Raw genomic sequence first — 16,509 nt, forward strand, 5'->3', positions numbered from 1 at the left:
CGGCGCCGCGCCACCGCGCGACGCCGCCTCACCGGAGGAGATCCGGCCGCTCCTCTCCCTCCGGGATCAGAAGGCCGAGTGGGTGAACCAGCGCTGGAGCAGTTCCTCGTCCCCGCTGGTCCGCACCGCTCCGGCCGAGCGGTCGAGGCGGCCGTAGACGAGCAGCAGCAGGTCGGCGGCGCCGGCCCGGACGGTGGCGTCGGCGGTCATCTCCCCGTGGTTCGGACCCCCGTGGCCCGGATCCCCGTGGCCCGGACCGTCCTGGCCGTCCACGAGGCCGAAGCCGTCGGGACGCAACCGGACGAGCCACTCGTCGTCCGTGTCCGTACTGGCGAACCGGATGTGCTGGACGGGCCCGGCGGAGCGCAACTCGGCCACCCCGGGCGCGAAGAACGCGGCGAAGGGCAGGTTGACCAGGAACTCGTCGACGCCGTCCCGGGCGAGCGCCGGGTCGATCGCGGAGGGCAGCCCGAGCGCCCGTTCCGCGTCGAAGCGGTGCACCAGTGTCTCGAACAGCATCCGGCGCACCCAGAAACGGGCGCGGCCGTCCGCGCCCCAGACCCACATCGGCGCGTCGAGGTCGGTGCCGGCGAACACCCGATCCGCCTCGGCCGCGCCCGCCGCCAGCCAGTCGGCGTAGTCGTCCTCCCGCTCCGGCAGCCGCAGGTCCCCCCGGCTCGCGGGCCGCTCCTGGACGAGGGCGCGCACCAGCGCGGTGAACATGCGCTGCGCGCCGCCGGTGTGCCTGATCAGGTCGGCCAGGGTCCAGCCCGGGCAGGTGGGTACGGCGAGCGACAGGTCGGCGCCCTCGACCAGACCCGCGAACCGGGCGCTCTCCGCGGCGACGGCCGCGCGGTGGTCGAGCGGTTCGGCTGTGTTCATGGTGTCGCGCCTCCTGGCAGACCGGTTCTTTCCCCGGGCAGCCTGTCACAGCGGCCGGGGCCGGTGGCGGGCGGTGCCGCTACCGTACGGCGGCGTCGGCCAGCACCTCGTCCACCTCGCGGCTCTCGGCCGATCCGGCCGATGCGCCTGATGCGGGTGCCTCGGTGACGCCGAGGAGGAAGGCCGACCGGTCCTCGCCGCGCGCCACGATGGTCAGGCGCAGCCGCCCCGCCCTGCCGTTCTCGTCCTGGGTGCGCAGCACCACCGTGTAGGCGGGACGGCCGCTGACCTCCGTGGCCCGGGACTCCTCCACGCTGGACCTGCTGTCCGGGTAGAAGAACTCCGCGTTGGAGCGGGCCGCGGTCTCGGTGCGCGCCCGGAGCGCGGACTCGTCGAGAGGAGCGCCCCGGCCCGCGAGCACGGCGGCTCCGCCGGTGCCGTCGGCGCCCTTGGTGGTGATCGAGGAGGTGAAGGCCTGGATCAGGTCCTTGCCCTCGTTGCTCTTCCAGCCCTCGGGCACGGCGTACGAGAGCCCGGCCGCGGTGTCCGTGACGCGCGGCCGCCCGGCCAGCGGCGAGCTGTCGTGGTCCCGTGTCAGCCACCACGCCGCCCCGGCGGCGAGCGCCAGGACCAGCGCGCAGACGGCACCGATGATCCCGGCGCGCCTGGCGCGCGACGGTCCGGGCCGGAGCGGGGGCGTCGGGGGGAGCGGCGGCGGGCTGACGAAGGGCGGCGTAGTCATGGCACCAGCCTCCCTCCCACCGTGGCACGCGGACCTGAGCGGTCGTACTCAGTTCCGTACTCAGATGCTCACCCGGCCGGTTCCGCACCGGGATACCCACCCCGTGCCCAACACGGGCGTGACGGGGGGACCATGGGGGCGTGCCGATACGCAGACGAACCCCACCGCAGCCCGCCCCCGTCGACGACCCCCTCCTGGAGCAGGCCCTCGCCGATCTCGACTGGTATGCCCGCACCCGCGACCGGGCCCGCCGCTGGCACTGGGCGACCGAGCTGAGCGCCCTGCTCACCGGCGCCGCCACGGTCGTCGCCGCGGGTATCCGGGCGCCCGCCGCGACCACCGCCACCCTGGCCGGACTCACCGTCTTCATCGGCGGGTTCCGCCAGGTGTTCAACCACGCCGAGCGCCATGTGCTCGCCGCCGAGGCCTGGTCGAGACTGCGGCTGGCGGTCCGCCGCTACCGGCTGGTCCCCGAGGCGGAGCGGGACGAAGAGTTGCGCGGACGGCTCCAGGAGGAGATCGAGGACGTGGCGACCACCGAGCTGCGGAACTGGGCGGCGGGCCGCCGCGGACTCCAGCCGGGCCCGCTGCCGGGGGGCGGGCTGCCGCAGTGACGGTTCGGCATCTGTTTCCATAGAGGCTGATCACCGGAGCTGTCTGCGAGGAGTTGGCCCTGAACACCTGGGGTGCGGAGGTTGTGTCGGCCGGGCTGCTGCTGGCGGTCCTGGTGTGCGCGGTGGTACACCCATGGGGCTGGCCCGAAGCGGTCGTGGCGGTCCCGGCCGCGGGGGTGGTCATCGCCTGCGGGGCGATCTCCTGGGGGCACGCGCAGGACGAGGCCGCCCGGCTCGGTCCCGTCGTCGGCTTCCTGGCCGCGGTGCTGGTCCTCGCCCAGCTCTGCGACGACGAGGGGCTGTTCCAGGCGTGCGGGGCCTGGATGGCCCGCACCGCCGCCGGAAAACCACGCCGCCTTCTCGCGCAGGTGTTCGCCGTCGCCTCGGCCATCACCGCGGTGCTCAGCCTCGACGCCACCGTGGTGCTGCTCACCCCGGTCGTCTTCGCCACCGCGGCGCGGCTCGGGGTGCGGCCCAAGCCCCATGTCTACGCCTGCACCCATCTGTCGAATACCGCGTCGCTGCTGCTGCCCGTCTCCAACCTCACCAACCTGCTCGCCTTCACCGCCAGCGGGCTGAGCTTCACCCGCTTCGCCGCGCTCATGACCCTGCCGTGGCTGGCGGCCATCGGCGTCGAGTACGTGGTGCTGCGGCGGTTCTTCGCCACCGACCTGGACGCCGGCGCGCCGGTCCCGTCCGGGGGCGAGCCGCCCGAACTGCCGCTGTTCGCGCTGCTGACCGTGGTGGGCACCCTGGCCGGGTTCGTCCTCACCTCGGCGGTCGGGATCGACCCGGCCTGGGCGGCGGCGGCCGGGGCGCTCGTCCTGGCGACCCGTGCGCTGGTACGGCGCCGCACCACGCCCGCCGCGCTCGTCGGGGCCGCGGCCCTGCCGTTCCTCGCGTTCGTCCTCGCCCTGGGCGTCGTGGTCCGCGCCGTCGTCGACAACGGCCTCGCCTCGGGCCTCGCCCATCTGGTCCCGGGCGGCACCGGGCTGCTCGCGCTGCTGGGCGTCGCCGCGCTGGCCGCCGTCCTGGCCAACGTCATCAACAACCTGCCCGCCGTCCTGGTCCTGCTGCCGCTGACCGCGCCGACCGGCCCCGGCGCGGTGCTCGCCGTGCTCCTCGGGGTGAACATCGGGCCCAACCTGACCTACGCCGGCTCGCTGGCGACCCTGCTGTGGCGCCGCATCGTCCGCGAGCACGACAGCGACGTCGACCTGCGGGAGTTCACCGTGCTCGGTCTTCTCGTCGTGCCCCTCGCGCTGGCGCTCGCCGTACTGGCACTGTGGGGGTCGCTGCACGCGCTCGGAGGCTGATGCACCATGACCGTCGTCGTCTGGATCACCGAGGGTTCCTGGCCCGCGTGCGTCGACGCCGCCCGCGCCCACACGCGTGAAGGCGCCGACGTGATGCTCCTCCATGTCACCGGACACGACGTCCCCGGCGTGGCCCACGGCGCCTTCGCCGGGCTCCTCGGCCGCGGTCACCGCGAGCGAGACCCCGGCACCCGCCTGGAGCACCTCGCCGACGCCTCCGCCCACGACCTGCTGGACGCCGCGGCCGACCGGCTCGGCCTGCCGTGCCGGCGCGAGGAGCGCAGCGGGCGGGTGGAGCGGGAGGTCGTCGCCGCCGCCGAGGGCGCCGACCTGCTGATCTTCGCCCGCGACGGCGACCGCTCCCGGCTCGGGCCGAGAAGCCTGGGTCCGGCTTCCCGCTTCGTCCTCGACCACGCCCCCTGCCCGGTCCTGCTCGTCTGGCCCGAACCGGCCCCGGGGGTCACGACGCTCCCCCCGCTTCCCCCGGAACCACCTGCCTAGGGCCTGTCCGACGGCTCAGCCGATCCGCCACTGCTGGTAGGCCGCACCGTCAGGCGTCCCGGACGCGGGGGAGCTCGCCGGGTCGTCGAGCGCCTCGCCGGCCGCGGTGAGGGTGTGCGCACCGCTCGGCTGCCCTCCGTACGCCTCGAACTCGTACAGCGAGTACCCGTACGAGGTGCCCCGCTGGGTGGCGTACAGCCGGATGTACCGCCCGGAGCCGGAGAGGCCGGTGAGGTCCTGGACGCCGCCGCTGCCGCCGGTGGTGGAGTACAGGGTGCGCCAGACGGTGGCGTCGTCGGAGAGCTGGATCTGGAAGGCCTTCCCGTACGCCGCCTCCCAGCGCAGCACCACCCGGCCGACGCTCTGGGAGGAGCCCAGGTCGACCTGGAGCCACTGCGGGTCGCTGTAGGCGCTGGACCAGCGGGTCGCCGGGTCGCCGTCGGTGGCCGAGGCGGGCGGGAAGTTCGCCGTCTCGGTGCTGGAGGCGGTGGTGGGGCGGTTGCGGGCGAGGTTGCCGGGCTGGGAGAGGCCCGGCCAGGCGGGGTTGTGGCCGACGGCGGCGACGATCGGGGTGAACGCGGCGTACGAGGCCACCGGCTTGGGGGAGCCCCAGGTCTGCTGGGCGAGGCCGCGCAGGGGGTACATGATGCCGCCCGCGATCTGGTCCTCCGTCTCGGCGCCCGGGTTGTCGCACCACACGTGGATCAGCGAGCCGGGGTTGCGGGCGGGGTCGCTCAGGGTGGTGCCGCCCTGGAAGAGGTCCGGGGTCCACGTCTCGTACATCCACCTGGTGTCGGGCTTGGCGCCGCCGAGGACGTAGTAGGTGGGTGTCCAGGACTCGTTGGCCACGGTGTGCCCGGCCGCCGCCAACTGCTGGGGCGTGAGGCCGTAGTTGTACCAGTACTCGACGACGATGTCCGCGTTCGGCGTGACGGTGCCGTCGCCGGACTTGATGCCGTCGTTCCACATCCGGGTGGTCTTCCCGCCCGCGCGCACCAGCGCGTCGGCCCAGTTGACGTATCCGTAGTAGGTGTCCTTGGCGGTGGCGCCCGGCCCGTAGTGGGCGCGGGCGTAGGTGAGGAGCTGGGGGTAGCTGCCGTAGTCGGTGACGTACTCGTCGGCGCCGATGTGCCAGTAGCGGGCCGGGAAGAGCGGCAGGTACTCGTTCACCAGGTCCTTGATCAACGTGTACGAGCCGGGCAGGGAGAGGTCGATGAACTCCGCGCTGGCCGTGCCGGAGCGGTTCTTGAGCCTGAGTTCGGGGTGGGCGGCCAGGATCGCGTTCATGTGCCCGGGGGTGTCGATCTCGGGGACGATGGTGACGTGGTACCTCTGCCCCAGCGCCACCAGACCGGCGATGTCCTGCTTGGTGTAGTGGTCGGTGGAGACGATCTCGGGATGGGTGGAGCTCTCCAGCCGGAAGCCGAAGGTGTCCGACAGGTGGAAGTGGAAGTAGTTGAGCTTGAGGTAGGCCAGCTCCTTGATGTGCTGCCGGACCCAGGCGACGGTGAAGAACTTCCGCCCCTGGTCGATCATGAGCCCGCGCTCGGGCTTGGTGGGCCAGTCCACCGCCGTTCCGGCGGGCACCGAGGCGGACTGGTGCAGCAGTTGCAGGAGGGTGCGCGTGCCGTAGAAGGCGCCGGTGTCGGTCCCGGCCCGGATGGTGACGGCCGCGCCCACGGTCAACCGGTAGCCCTCGGCGGGCAGCGTGGTGTCACCGAGGCCGAGTGCGATGTCGCCGATGGCCGGGGCGCCGGTGACGACGGCGACGGTCCGCCCGGTCCGGGCGGCCAGGTCGTCCGCCAACGTGGCCGCCTCGTCGCCGAGCTGGGCGGTGGAGGCCGGGTCGACGGCGATGCGGCTGGTGTTGGTGAAGGTGTACGCGCCGGAGCCGGCCGTCCACTGCCGCAGCGCGGGAACGGTCTGCGGGGGAGCGGCCGCCGCCCGCGCGGGCGCGGCGGCGACGCCGGGCAGGGTGAGTGCGGCCAGTGCGCAGACCGCGGCGATCAGGAATCTGAGCAGTCGCATGGCGTATCCCCGGTCGTGGGAGGGGCAGGGGGCGGTGCGGGGGCAGATGGCGCAACAGTGCAGCGCAGTAGCGCGTACATGTCAATAGATGCTCGAAAGTCCGCTGTAGCGAGCATGATCGCGCAGGCGTGGCGCTTCGGGTGCGGCCCGCGCGGCCGCACCCGGTGCGTCGCGTATACGGCCTCGACCGTGCCGGAGGGATCCTGTGTGTGCCCGTCCGGCGACCGGCACCCCGCCCTTCCCGTCGGCGGCCCCGAGGTCCGACGCGGCACCCCGGTAGCCGACGGCCGGCCGACCGGGCCCGCCGTGCGTCTCAGTCCCGCGCGGCCGTGAACACCCCCGCGCGCGCGGCGGCGGCCGCGGCCTCGGCGGCGCGGTCGGCGGTCGCCTGGTCCAGGGGGGCGGCGGTGGTCAGGAGGCGGTAGTAGAGGGGGGCCGAGACGGCGCGGATCACCTCGCGCGTGTCGGTGCCCTCCGGCAACTCGCCCCGGTCGACGGCCTGTTGGACGCACACGGCCCACTCGTCGACGCGCGTCTCGTAGAAGCGGTGCAGGGCGGCGGCCGTCTGCTCGTCGCAGGTCGCGGCGGCGATCACCGCCTTGAAGAGGGCACCCTGGCGGGCGTCGGCCAAAGTGCTCTGGACGAGCCGGGCGTTGGCGCGCAGATCGCCCAGGAGCGTCCCCGTCTCCGTACGCGGCAGCGACTGCTCGGCCATCTCCGCCAGCAGGTCCGCGACGAGACCGGCCGGAGTGCCCCAGCGCCGGTAGACCGTGGTCTTGCCGACCTCGGCGCGGCGGGCCACCTCGGCGAGGTCCAGACCGGCGAGGCCGCCGCGCGCCAGCGCGTCACCGGCGGCGGCGAGGACCGCCGCCCGTACGCGGGCGGTCCGGCCGCCGGGCCGGACGGTCCCTGGGTCTGCGTCGGCTGCGGACGTCATAACGGGACTCCTGTTCCATTAAAGGGTTGTGCTCTGCTACGGTGAGGGCACATCCTAACGGAACAGCAGAACCGTTAGTGGCTGCCGACCGGTGGCCGCGCCGACTGTGCACGGAGAGGAATCTGTCATGGAATACAGGAGGCTGGGCGCGTCGGGACTGCTGGTTCCGGCACTGAGCTTCGGCGCCGGGACGTTCGGCGGCCGGGGCGAGCTCTTCGGTGCCTGGGGCGACACCGACGCGGAGCAGGCGCGCCGGCTGGTGGACATCTGCCTGGAGGCCGGGGTCACCATGTTCGACACCGCCGACGTCTACTCCGCGGGCGCCTCCGAGGAGGTGCTCGGCGCGGCGATCAAGGGGCGGCGGGACGAGGTGCTCATCTCCACCAAGGCGGGACTGCCGATGGGCGACGGGCCGGGCGACGCCGGCACCTCCCGCTCACGCCTCATCCGCAGCGTCGAGGACGCGCTGCGCCGGCTGGGCACGGACCACATCGACCTCTTCCAGCTCCACGCCTTCGACGCGGGAACCCCGGTCGAGGAGGTCCTGTCCACCCTCGACGATCTCGTACGGGCCGGAAAGATCCGCTACACCGGCGTCTCCAACTTCTCCGGCTGGCAGCTGATGAAGTCGCAGGCCACCGCCGACCGCTACGGCTACCGGCGCTACGCGGCCCACCAGGTCTACTACTCCCTGGTGGGCCGGGACTACGAGTGGGAGCTGATGCCGCTCGCCGCCGACCAGGGCGTCGGCGCGGTGGTGTGGAGCCCGCTCGGCTGGGGACGGCTCACCGGCAGGATCCGCCGCGGACAGCCGCTGCCGGAGCAGAGCCGTCTGCACCGCACCGCGGACTACGGCCCGCCCGTCGAGGACGAGCTGCTCTACCGGGTGGTCGACACACTCGACGAGCTGGCCGAGGAGACCGGCAGGACGATCCCGCAGATCGCCCTCAACTGGCTGCTGCGCCGCCCCACCGTCTCCTCCGTCATCATCGGCGCCCGCGACGAGGAGCAGCTGCGGCAGAACCTCGGCGCGCTCGGCTGGACCCTGACCGACGAACAGGTCGCCCGCCTCGACGCGGCGAGCGCCCGGACCGCGCCCTACCCGTACTTCCCCTACGAGCGCCAGGAGGGTTTCGCCCGGCTCAACCCGCCGCTGACCGGCCGGGCGCCGGGCGGGCAGGCGTAGGCGCATCCGCCCGGCGTCCGCCCGGCTCAGGCGGCGTACTCCGGAATGTTCTCCTGTGCCCAGGCGGCGAGAACACGGGCGCACTCGGCCACCGACTCGCGCCAGGTCCTGGCCGCGCCCTCGCCCGCCTCGTCGCTGACGTGCTTGACCATCTGGAGGGGGAGCCCGGCCCGCTGGGCGACCGAGGCCAGCGCGTAGCCCTCCATGTCGACGAGGTGGGCGCGCAGCGCCAGCCGGGCGCGTGTCTCCTCGTCCGCGATGAAGGTGTCGCCGGTCGCCAGCGTCGGGCCGCCCGGACCGGACACGTCGAGCGGCGGGCCGTACAGCTCACCGGTGAGCGCCGCCAGGACGTCGCTGTCCAGATCGTGCTGGAGCACCGAACCTATGACGTGGGTGCCCGTCCAGCCCGGGCGCAGCGCACCGGCCGTGCCCAGGTTGACGACGCGGGAGGGGTGCGGGCCGCGTGCCAGGACGGTGGCCAGCGCACTCGCCGCGTTCACCTTGCCGATGCCGGTGAGGAGGACGGGCAGATCCGTGTCGAGGAACTGCGCCTCCTCCTTGACGGCCAGCACGAGCAGCGGGCGATCGGTGGCGATGTGTCCGGAGAGGTCCATGGGGACCAGGGTATTTGCGTGGGTTCCGGGCCCGGGAGGCGGGGGCGGTGCGCGCGGGCGGCCGGGAGGAGTGCTGTCCGATCTATTGCCGTCCGATGTGTGCCGTCTGCCTGCGCCCGGTTTGAGCCTCGCGTTTCAAGGAAGGCGCAGCGATGGGACGGCACAACACGCCTCCCGCACACCTCCCGCACACCGGGACCAGTATGTGAGGAATGGAGAACGCCATGGCTGCCGTGAAGAGCTCGCTGCCGGATGCCGACCTGAAGGTCGTGGGGGAGGCGCTGCAGGGCGCCCTGGTGGACCTGGTGGACCTGTCGCTGGCGGCCAAGCAGGTGCACTGGAACGTGGTGGGCCCCCGCTTCCGCTCGGTCCACCTTCAGCTCGACGATGTGGTCACCACGGCGCGTACGCACTCCGACATCGTCGCCGAGCGCGCCTCCGCACTCGGCATCGCCCCCGACGGACGGGCCGCCACCGTCGCGGAGACCTCCGCGATCGGCACCGTCCCGGAGGGCTGGATCAAGGACAACGAGGCCGTGCAGGTGCTGGTGGTGGCCCTCGGCAAGGTCGTCGAGCGCATGCGCGAGCGGATCGCCGCGACCGAGAAGCCCGACCCCGTCACCCAGGACCTGCTCATCTCCCTGACCGGGGAGCTGGAGAAGCACGCCTGGATGTTCCAGGCGGAGAACGCCTGACACCGGCCGCCCCCCGGGGCGTCAGATGTGGTGGTCGTGCTCCGGGGCGTCCGGACCCTGCGGATGCCCCGGAGGGGCCTCCGCGTCCGGCGTCTGCCAGGAATCCGCGCGCGGCTGGGGCTCCTGCGGGGGCGCCGGGCGTCGCGAGGCCCGGCGGCTGCCGTACCAGAAGGCCCCGATCAGGACGGCCACGACGAGGACGCCCACGATCACGAACAGCCAGGACGACGAGGTGCTCGCGGCGAGGGTCTGGGACAGCGTGACGGTGTTCATGGGTGGCTCCTAAACCTGCTGTGCTGGTGGTCCTGGGCGGCCGGCGTCCTACGCCAGTCGCGGCAGGACCTTGGTGCGGTAGAAGTCGAAGAAACCGCGTTGCTCCTTGCCGATCTGGTTGACGTACACGGTGTCGAATCCGGCGTCGGCGTACTCGCGCACCGCGGCGACGTGCTGGTCCACGTCGTTCCCGCAGGTCACATTGGCGGCGACCCGCTCGGGCGTCACCAGCTCGGACGCCTGCTCGAAGTGCCGGGGCGTCGGCAGCACCTGCGGCAGCTCGCCCGGCAGCTGCTCGTTGGCCCACAGCCGGTGCGCCTCGCGGACCGCCTTCTCGCGGTCCGGACCCCAGCACACCTTCAGCCCGGCGGACACGGGCTTGCCGCCGCCCCCGCTCCGCCGGAAGCGCTCGATCAGCGCGGTGTCCGGTGCCATGGCGACCAGACCGTCCCCGGCGCGGCCCGCCAGCTCCCCGGCCCGCGGGCCGAAGGCGGACACGTCGATGGGCACGGGCTCGTCCGGGACGGTGTACAGCCGGGCGTTCTCCACGGTGTAGTGCTTGCCCCGATGGCTGACCTGGTCACCCGTGAACAGCAGGCGCATCACCTGGATGGCCTCCTCCAGCATCTCCAGGCGCACCGGGGCCTCGGGCCAGACGTCGCCGAGGATGTGCTCGTTGAGGGCCTCACCCGACCCCACCCCGAGCCGGAAGCGGCCACCGAGCTGGACGGCGCTGGTGGCGGCGGCCTGCGCCACGACCGCCGGGTGCATCCGCACGGTCGGGCACGTCACCGCGGTCTCCACCGGCAGGGACACGGCCTGGGACAGCGCCCCGACCACCGACCAGACGAACGGCGCCTGGCCCTGGCTGTCGTTCCAGGGGTGGTAGTGGTCGGATATCCACAACGAGGTGAATCCCGCCTGCTCGGCCATCCGGGCCTGTTCGACCAGCCCGGCGGGCGTGTGCTCCTCGCTCGACAGAAAGTAGCCGTACTCGGTCATGGCCGCTCCTCACGGTGCGCTCGTGCACGCCGGGTGACCGGTGGACGGGAAAGGAAACATCGCTCGCACGCCCGTGTGAGGCGTCCTCGCGGGGGTACGGGGCCAACGCGCCCGGTCGGGCCCCGCGGCGGCCGGGCCGGTGCCGAAGAGGTGTCGACGGAGAGGGTGTGCCATGGGCGCGACCTGCGGGACCGCTCCGCGCGACGGCGAGCGCCATGACGAACGCCTCTCGCCGGAGCAGGCGCTGCGCGACCGGGTGGACGGTGGGGTCCGCGTCGTCGACCGGACCGGGCCACTCCGCCGTAAAGGTCCTGGAGGACGCCGGCTTCCGCGACGCCGTGCCGCCCGTCGCCGTGAACTCCCGTTTCCTCACCCCGAAAGGTCATCCCATGTCGATGAAGGTCTCCGACTACGTGCTGGAACGGCTGCGGCAATGGGAGGTCGAGCATGTCTTCGCCTACGCGGGCGACGGCATCAACGGCCTGCTCGCCGCCTGGGGCCGGGCCGAGGACAAGCCCCGGTTCATCCAGGCGCGGCACGAGGAGATGGCCGCGTTCGAGGCGGTGGGCTATGCCAAGTTCTCCGGGAAGGTGGGGGTGTGCGCGGCCACCTCCGGCCCCGGTGCGATCCATCTGCTCAACGGCCTCTACGACGCCAAGCTCGACCACGTGCCGATCGTGGCGATCGTCGGGCAGACCAACCGCAGCGCCATGGGCGGCTCCTACCAGCAGGAGGTCGACCTGCTGAGCCTGTACAAGGACGTGGCGTCCGAGTACTGCGAGATGGTGACCGTCCCCGAGCAGCTGCCCAACGTCATCGACCGGGCCATGCGCACCGCCGCCGCCCGGCGGACCGTGACCGCCGTGATCATCCCGGCGGATGTACAGGAGCTCGACTACGAACCCCCGGGCCACGCCTTCAAGATGGTGCCCTCCAGCCTCGGCGCCGCCCACTACGCCCCGGTGCCCGTGGACGACGAGATCGCCCGCGCCGCCGAGGTGCTGAACGCGGGCGAGAAGGTGGCCGTGCTGATCGGGCAGGGCGCGCGGGGCGCCCGGGCCGAGATCGAGCAGCTCGCGGACGTGCTGGGCGCGGGTGTGGCCAAGGCGCTCCTCGGCAAGGACGCGCTCCCCGACGACCTGCCGTACGTCACCGGCGCCATCGGCCTCCTCGGCACCCGGCCCTCGTACGAGCTCATGCAGGACTGCGACACCCTGCTCGTGGTCGGATCCAGCTTCCCGTACTCACAGTTCCTGCCGGAATTCGGTCAGGCACGGGCGGTGCAGATCGACATCGACCCGTTCATGGTCGGACTGCGCTATCCGTTCGAGGTCAACCTCGTCGGTGACGCGCGCGAGACGCTGACGCGGCTGCTGCCCCGGCTCAAGCGCAAGAAGCACGACAAGTGGCGCAAGAAGATCGAGAAGGACACCGCCCGCTGGTGGCAGGTGATGGAGCGGCGCGCCGCGGTCGACGCGGACCCGATCAACCCCGAGTACGTGGTGCACGCCCTCGACGCGCTGCTGCCCGACGACGTCATCCTCGCCGCGGACTCCGGCTCGGCCGCCAACTGGTACGCCCGGCACCTGCGGATGCGCGGCACGATGCGCGGTTCGCTCTCCGGCACGCTGGCCACGATGGGGCCCGGTGTCCCGTACGTGATCGGCGCCAAGTTCGCCCACCCGCGCCGCCCGGCCCTCGCGATCGTCGGTGACGGGGCCATGCAGATGAACGGCCTCGCGGAGCTGATCACCGTGGCGAAGTACTGGCAGGAGTGGGAGGACCCGCGTCTGATCGTCGCCGTGCTCAACAACCAGGACCTCAACCAGGTCACCTGGGAGATGCGCGCCATGTCCGGTGCCCCGCAGTTCCTGCCGTCGCAGCAGCTGCCCGACGTTCCGTACGCGGACTTCGCGCGCTCGATCGGGCTCGACGGCGTACGGGTGGAGAAGCCCGAGGAGGTCGAGGGCGCCTGGCGGCGGGCGCTGGCCGCGGACCGGCCGTGCGTCGTGGAGTTCCGTACCGACCCCGCCGTGCCGCCGATCCCGCCGCACGCCTCGCTGGACCAGATCGAGGCCGCCGCGGCGTCGATCGTCAAGGGCGACAGCGACCGCGTCGGCATGATCCGGCAGGGGCTGAAGGCGAAGGTCCAGGAGATGCTGCCGGGCGGCAGGCACCGGGAGGACCGGCCGGGCGCCGACGCCGGCTCCTGAACCCGTGGCTGCCGCCGCCGTTGAAGAGGCGGCGACCGGGGAAGGCGGGCAGAGTGGCAACGGCGGGTTCCGGCGCCCGGGCACGGGCGACGCGGCCCGCCGGCCGCCGGGCACCGCGATCGGCGCGAGCCGCCCGGAGCGAACGACGAGGGCCTCGGGTGACCGACGCGGGCCGTCACCGACCGAAGCAGTCCCGAAGCAGACCCGAAGTGATCGAAGCAGGAGGAGTTCTCCCATGAAGCCCACCGCCGCATCCCAGGCGCCGCCCGAGCAGCGCGTACAGGTGGTGCTCAGCGCGTGCTCGGCCGCTGACGCCGAGACGGTGCTGGACGCGCTGCGCCGGTACTTCTCGACGGACACCGCCGGTGGCGCGATCCACGGCCCCACGACCCCCGACCCGGCGCGCCCCACCGTGTGGACCGCGACGTTCGACACCTCCCAGGTGCCGGAGGACGTCAGCCCCGCCGAGCTGGGCGACAAGGTGACCATCGACGTCCAGGGCGGCCCCGTCGCGGTCGCCCGCCTCCGGGACGTCCTGCACCGGACCTTCGAGGTCGAGGACGCGGGAACGGCCTCGGGCGACCAGGAAGTGGACCTCCAGCTGACCCTCCGTGGCCGGTAGGAGCGCCCGGAACCGACGGCGGACGCGGACGGAGCCCAGGGCCCGTCCGCGTCCGCCTTTTCGCGTCCGCCGTTCCGCGTCCCCTCAGTTACGCCGTTCGAGCTCCGCCACCGGGCTGTCGTCGAGCGCGGCCAGCAGGTCGGCCGGGTCGTCGTAGACGGCCTGCGCACCCGACTCCTCCAGATCGCGGCGCGGGATGCCGCCGGCCAGCACCGCCACGGGGCGCACCCCCGCCTTCGCCGCCGCCTTCATGTCCCAGACCGTGTCGCCGACGAACACCGAGGAGGCGGCGTCCGCGCCGGCCAGCTCCAGTGCCTGGTGGACCGGGTCGGGGGCCGGCTTCCCGGAGTCGACGTCGTCCGCGCTGGCCACTCCGGCGATCACGTCGTCGGCGTCGATCGCCTTGCGCAGCGCGCCCAGTTCGGCGCCGCCCGCGGAGGTGGCGAGGACCACCCTCCAGCCCCGTCCGTCCAGCGCGCGCAGAAGGTCCGCGGCGCCCGCGATGGGGGCCAGGCGCTCGAAGTAGGTGGCGTACAGGGCCGTGTGGGCGGCGCTGAGCTCGGAGTCCTGGTCCTTGTCGCGGTCCTCGCCCAGCAGATGGGCGATCAGATCCTCCGAGGGCAGTCCGATCGCCCGGTGGACGGCGTGGGTCGCCACCCGGTGCCCTGCCTGGCGGAACGCCTCCCACCAGCACACCACGTGCAGGTGGTTGGTGTCGACGAGCGTTCCGTCGACGTCGAAGATCGCCGCGCGTGTCATTCCGGCTGCCTTTCGTCTGTCCCTGCCTTTATCCGACCGTACGGGGTGGGTGCCTCAGCCGCCCCCGCGCCGCGCCCTCGCCCACCGCAGCGCGGCGGCGCCCGCCAGGGCGCCCGCCCCGGCCGCGAGCGCGGGGTGGCGGGCCAGCGCCGCCTGGGGGGAGCGGGCGGTCGCGCTGTCGTCGAAGACGCCGTGGGCGCCGTGGTCGTCGCCCGGGCGGTCGTCGAGGGGCTGCCACAGGTTGCCCGGCCCGTCCACGGGCGGGACCGTGTCGGTCTGCTGCGACGCGTAACCCGTACGGGCCAGATAGCGGTCGAGCACCGCGGGGGCGAACCGGTTGGCCCAGAGCGTGGCGACCGTGGAGGCGCCCACGTAGTACTGCTTGCGGCGCGGATGGTCCGCGGCGTACGCGATGGTCTCGGCGACGACCTCGGGCTGGTAGATCGGCGGCACCGGCCGGGGATGCTTCGGCAGCCGGGAGCGCACCCAGGAGAACTGCGGGGTGTTGACCGCCGGCAGTTGCACCACGGTGACCCGCACGCGGCTGCCCCGGTGCAGGAGTTCGGTCCGTACCGACGAGGTGAAGCCGTTGACGGCGTGCTTCGCGCCGCAGTAGGCCGACTGGAGCGGGATGGAGCGCTCGCCGAGGGCGGAGCCGACCTGGACGATGGCGCCCCGGTCGCGCGGGACCATCCGGGCCAGGGCGGCGCGGGTGCCGTTGACGAAGCCCAGGTACGCCACGTCCGTGACGCGCTGGAACTCCTCGGGGCCGATCTCGGTGAAGGGCGCGAAGACGGAGGTGAAGGCGACGTTGATCCATACGTCGATCGGGCCGAACTCGGCCTCGGCCAGCTCGGCCGCCTTCTCCACCTCCTCGTGGTGGGCGACGTCGGTGGGCAGCACCAGCGCCCGGCCCCCGGCCTCCTCCACCTCGGCGGCGGCGGCTTCCAGCCCCGCCCGGCCGCGTGCGAGGAGGACGACCCGGGCGCCGCGCCGCGCGAACCGGCGGGCGGTCGCGCGGCCGACCCCGGCGCTGGCGCCGGTGATCACAACGGTCTGCGGCATGGTCTCGTCCTGTTCTCTTCCCTCGTGCCGGTGGGCCCCGGCCTCGTGCCGGTGGGCCCCCGCGGACCTCTGCGGGTCCCGCGAAGGGGTACCCCGCACAAGCTTTCTCATTCTCTTGGGCCGGGACCGTTTGAACCCCCGGAAAGCGGCCACCGATAAAGCGTCTCCCTGAATGTGTGTGCCCCGCCAATGAGGGCACACGAAGAGCTGGAGGTTGATTTCCATGGTCCCGTTGCTCCTCGTTCTTCTGCTGGCCCTGATCCTTTTCGGCGCCGGCTTCGCACTCAAGATCCTGTGGTGGGTCGCGATCGCCGTACTGGTGCTGTGGCTCATCGGCTTCGTCGCCCGGCCCAAGGGCGGATCCGGCCGCTGGTATCGCTGGTAGCGGCCCTTCCGCGCGGAAGGATCCGGCAAGACCGGAAGGCCGCCCGGAACGCCATGTGTCGACCGGGAGGATTTGGGCACCCGGTCCGTCGGGAGAGGGCGTCACCGAAATGACGTACACGGCGACGCTCTTCCGGCGTACAAACGAAAGGAATCACGTTTCATGACGGAGAACATCTGGGGCTACCCGGACACCAGCGGCCACCTCGCCGGCGCGGACCTGCGGGGGTGGAGCGTCGAGGCGACCGACGGCAGCATCGGCAAGGTCGACAAGCACTCCGACGAAGTGGGTTCCGCGTACATCGTGGTCGACACCGGTGTGTGGATCTTCGGCAAGCACGTGCTCCTGCCCGCCGGTACGGTGACGCAGCTGGACGCGGAGGAGAAGAAGGTCTACGTGAACCGCACGAAGGCCGAGATCAAGGCCGCCCCCGAGTTCGACAGGGAGAAGCACCTCGGCGACGCCGGGTACCACGACCAGGTCGGTGGCTATTACAGCGGTCGTCCGCCGGTCGTCTGACACCGGCTTCAGGACCGTCGAGCGAGAGCGAGTCCTGCCTCAGCGGGGGGGGGGGGGGGGAGGAGGGGGGGGGGGGGAGGGGGGGGGGGGGGGGGGGGGGGGGGGGAACGCCCCCTTGGGGGAGGAGGAGAGGGGGTTTTTTTCTTTGGGGGAAAA

The 16,509-nt window shown here is 72.8% G+C and carries 18 protein-coding genes; 9 read left to right on the plus strand and 9 right to left on the minus strand.

All coding sequences use genetic code 11. The annotated features are described in order from the left end of the window. Positions 1-66 precede the first annotated feature (66 nt). A complete protein-coding gene (locus AC069K_RS00970; protein ID WP_478610719.1) occupies positions 67-882 on the minus strand; it encodes a maleylpyruvate isomerase family mycothiol-dependent enzyme in 816 nt (271 codons plus the stop codon). Positions 883-961: 79 nt separating this feature from the next. Beyond that, on the minus strand, positions 962-1,624 hold the full coding sequence (locus tag AC069K_RS00975) for a hypothetical protein (RefSeq protein WP_478610721.1): 663 nt from the start codon (positions 1,622-1,624) through the stop codon (positions 962-964). 140 nt (positions 1,625-1,764) lie between these two features. Between AC069K_RS00975 and AC069K_RS00980 the strand changes: the two genes are divergently transcribed. From AC069K_RS00980 to AC069K_RS00990, 3 genes are read left to right on the plus strand one after another with little or no spacing between them, the layout of a single operon-like run. Beyond that, on the plus strand, positions 1,765-2,238 hold the full coding sequence (locus AC069K_RS00980) for an SLATT domain-containing protein (protein WP_478610723.1): 474 nt from the start codon (positions 1,765-1,767) through the stop codon (positions 2,236-2,238). A gap of 59 nt (positions 2,239-2,297) precedes the next feature. Continuing rightward, entirely contained in the window at positions 2,298-3,554 is a 1,257-nt protein-coding gene (locus AC069K_RS00985; RefSeq protein ID WP_478611987.1) for an SLC13 family permease, read from the plus strand. 6 nt (positions 3,555-3,560) lie between these two features. Continuing rightward, a complete protein-coding gene (locus AC069K_RS00990; RefSeq protein ID WP_478610725.1) occupies positions 3,561-4,055 on the plus strand; it encodes a universal stress protein in 495 nt (164 codons plus the stop codon). A gap of 15 nt (positions 4,056-4,070) precedes the next feature. Here the strand turns inward: AC069K_RS00990 and AC069K_RS00995 are convergent, their stop codons facing one another. Next, entirely contained in the window at positions 4,071-6,083 is a 2,013-nt protein-coding gene (locus tag AC069K_RS00995; protein ID WP_478610726.1) for a family 20 glycosylhydrolase, read from the minus strand. A gap of 313 nt (positions 6,084-6,396) precedes the next feature. Continuing rightward, the gene (locus tag AC069K_RS01000) at positions 6,397-7,020 is read right to left on the minus strand and encodes a TetR-like C-terminal domain-containing protein (RefSeq protein ID WP_478610728.1); all 624 of its coding nucleotides are present in this window, start codon (positions 7,018-7,020) and stop codon (positions 6,397-6,399) included. 127 nt (positions 7,021-7,147) lie between these two features. On the opposite strand from AC069K_RS01000, the gene AC069K_RS01005 reads away from it, so the two are divergent. Then, positions 7,148-8,206 carry an aldo/keto reductase gene (locus AC069K_RS01005; protein ID WP_478610730.1) on the plus strand — a complete coding sequence of 353 codons (1,059 nt, stop codon included), beginning with the start codon at positions 7,148-7,150 and terminating at the stop codon, positions 8,204-8,206. A 26-nt stretch (positions 8,207-8,232) separates the two neighbouring features. Here AC069K_RS01005 and AC069K_RS01010 read toward each other — a convergent pair whose 3' ends face one another. Then, positions 8,233-8,820, minus strand: a complete 588-nt coding sequence (locus AC069K_RS01010; RefSeq protein ID WP_358836986.1) for a nucleosidase — start codon at positions 8,818-8,820, stop codon at positions 8,233-8,235. 224 nt (positions 8,821-9,044) lie between these two features. Here AC069K_RS01010 and AC069K_RS01015 point away from each other — a divergent pair, with 224 nt between their 5' ends. Then, positions 9,045-9,515: a Dps family protein gene (locus AC069K_RS01015; protein ID WP_365106678.1), complete on the plus strand. Its 471-nt coding sequence runs from the start codon at positions 9,045-9,047 to the stop codon at positions 9,513-9,515. 21 nt (positions 9,516-9,536) lie between these two features. Here the strand turns inward: AC069K_RS01015 and AC069K_RS01020 are convergent, their stop codons facing one another. Together AC069K_RS01020 and AC069K_RS01025 are read right to left on the minus strand one after the other, a co-directional pair. Further along, positions 9,537-9,788 (minus strand): DUF6479 family protein, encoded by a 252-nt coding sequence (locus AC069K_RS01020; protein WP_365106675.1) that lies wholly within the window; start codon positions 9,786-9,788, stop codon positions 9,537-9,539. Positions 9,789-9,836: 48 nt separating this feature from the next. Further along, on the minus strand, positions 9,837-10,790 hold the full coding sequence (locus tag AC069K_RS01025) for an LLM class F420-dependent oxidoreductase (protein WP_478610734.1): 954 nt from the start codon (positions 10,788-10,790) through the stop codon (positions 9,837-9,839). 389 nt (positions 10,791-11,179) lie between these two features. Here AC069K_RS01025 and AC069K_RS01030 point away from each other — a divergent pair, with 389 nt between their 5' ends. Further along, positions 11,180-13,003, plus strand: a complete 1,824-nt coding sequence (locus AC069K_RS01030; RefSeq protein WP_365106865.1) for a thiamine pyrophosphate-requiring protein — start codon at positions 11,180-11,182, stop codon at positions 13,001-13,003. A gap of 235 nt (positions 13,004-13,238) precedes the next feature. Beyond that, entirely contained in the window at positions 13,239-13,625 is a 387-nt protein-coding gene (locus tag AC069K_RS01035; RefSeq protein WP_478610736.1) for a hypothetical protein, read from the plus strand. 84 nt (positions 13,626-13,709) lie between these two features. Here the strand turns inward: AC069K_RS01035 and AC069K_RS01040 are convergent, their stop codons facing one another. After that, a complete protein-coding gene (locus AC069K_RS01040; RefSeq protein ID WP_478610738.1) occupies positions 13,710-14,384 on the minus strand; it encodes an HAD family hydrolase in 675 nt (224 codons plus the stop codon). A gap of 54 nt (positions 14,385-14,438) precedes the next feature. Further along, positions 14,439-15,449, minus strand: a complete 1,011-nt coding sequence (locus AC069K_RS01045) for an SDR family oxidoreductase (protein WP_365106664.1) — start codon at positions 15,447-15,449, stop codon at positions 14,439-14,441. Between the two features lie 223 nt (positions 15,450-15,672). On the opposite strand from AC069K_RS01045, the gene AC069K_RS01050 reads away from it, so the two are divergent. Further along, positions 15,673-15,834, plus strand: a complete 162-nt coding sequence (locus AC069K_RS01050; RefSeq protein WP_030931772.1) for a hypothetical protein — start codon at positions 15,673-15,675, stop codon at positions 15,832-15,834. Positions 15,835-15,996: 162 nt separating this feature from the next. Then, entirely contained in the window at positions 15,997-16,353 is a 357-nt protein-coding gene (locus AC069K_RS01055) for a PRC-barrel domain-containing protein (RefSeq protein ID WP_358836771.1), read from the plus strand. Positions 16,354-16,509 lie beyond the last annotated feature (156 nt).

This window comes from Streptomyces sp. NPDC043908 (assembly GCF_056435525.1).

Bases quoted from the DNA above. Each gene is read 5' to 3' on its own strand.
- AC069K_RS01005 (WP_478610730.1), top strand. From the start codon at position 7,148: ATGGAATACAGGAGGCTGGGCGCGTCGGGACTGCTGGTTCCGGCACTG.
- AC069K_RS01030 (WP_365106865.1), top strand. From the start codon at position 11,180: ATGTCGATGAAGGTCTCCGACTACGTGCTGGAACGGCTGCGGCAATGG.
- AC069K_RS01010 (WP_358836986.1), bottom strand. From the start codon at position 8,820: ATGGACCTCTCCGGACACATCGCCACCGATCGCCCGCTGCTCGTGCTG.
- AC069K_RS01035 (WP_478610736.1), top strand. From the start codon at position 13,239: ATGAAGCCCACCGCCGCATCCCAGGCGCCGCCCGAGCAGCGCGTACAG.
- AC069K_RS01015 (WP_365106678.1), top strand. From the start codon at position 9,045: ATGGCTGCCGTGAAGAGCTCGCTGCCGGATGCCGACCTGAAGGTCGTG.
- AC069K_RS01055 (WP_358836771.1), top strand. From the start codon at position 15,997: ATGACGGAGAACATCTGGGGCTACCCGGACACCAGCGGCCACCTCGCC.
- AC069K_RS01040 (WP_478610738.1), bottom strand. From the start codon at position 14,384: ATGACACGCGCGGCGATCTTCGACGTCGACGGAACGCTCGTCGACACC.
- AC069K_RS01050 (WP_030931772.1), top strand. From the start codon at position 15,673: ATGGTCCCGTTGCTCCTCGTTCTTCTGCTGGCCCTGATCCTTTTCGGC.
- AC069K_RS01025 (WP_478610734.1), bottom strand. From the start codon at position 10,790: ATGACCGAGTACGGCTACTTTCTGTCGAGCGAGGAGCACACGCCCGCC.
- AC069K_RS00970 (WP_478610719.1), bottom strand. From the start codon at position 882: ATGAACACAGCCGAACCGCTCGACCACCGCGCGGCCGTCGCCGCGGAG.
- AC069K_RS01000 (WP_478610728.1), bottom strand. From the start codon at position 7,020: ATGACGTCCGCAGCCGACGCAGACCCAGGGACCGTCCGGCCCGGCGGC.
- AC069K_RS01045 (WP_365106664.1), bottom strand. From the start codon at position 15,449: ATGCCGCAGACCGTTGTGATCACCGGCGCCAGCGCCGGGGTCGGCCGC.
- AC069K_RS01020 (WP_365106675.1), bottom strand. From the start codon at position 9,788: ATGAACACCGTCACGCTGTCCCAGACCCTCGCCGCGAGCACCTCGTCG.
- AC069K_RS00990 (WP_478610725.1), top strand. From the start codon at position 3,561: ATGACCGTCGTCGTCTGGATCACCGAGGGTTCCTGGCCCGCGTGCGTC.
- AC069K_RS00995 (WP_478610726.1), bottom strand. From the start codon at position 6,083: ATGCGACTGCTCAGATTCCTGATCGCCGCGGTCTGCGCACTGGCCGCA.
- AC069K_RS00975 (WP_478610721.1), bottom strand. From the start codon at position 1,624: ATGACTACGCCGCCCTTCGTCAGCCCGCCGCCGCTCCCCCCGACGCCC.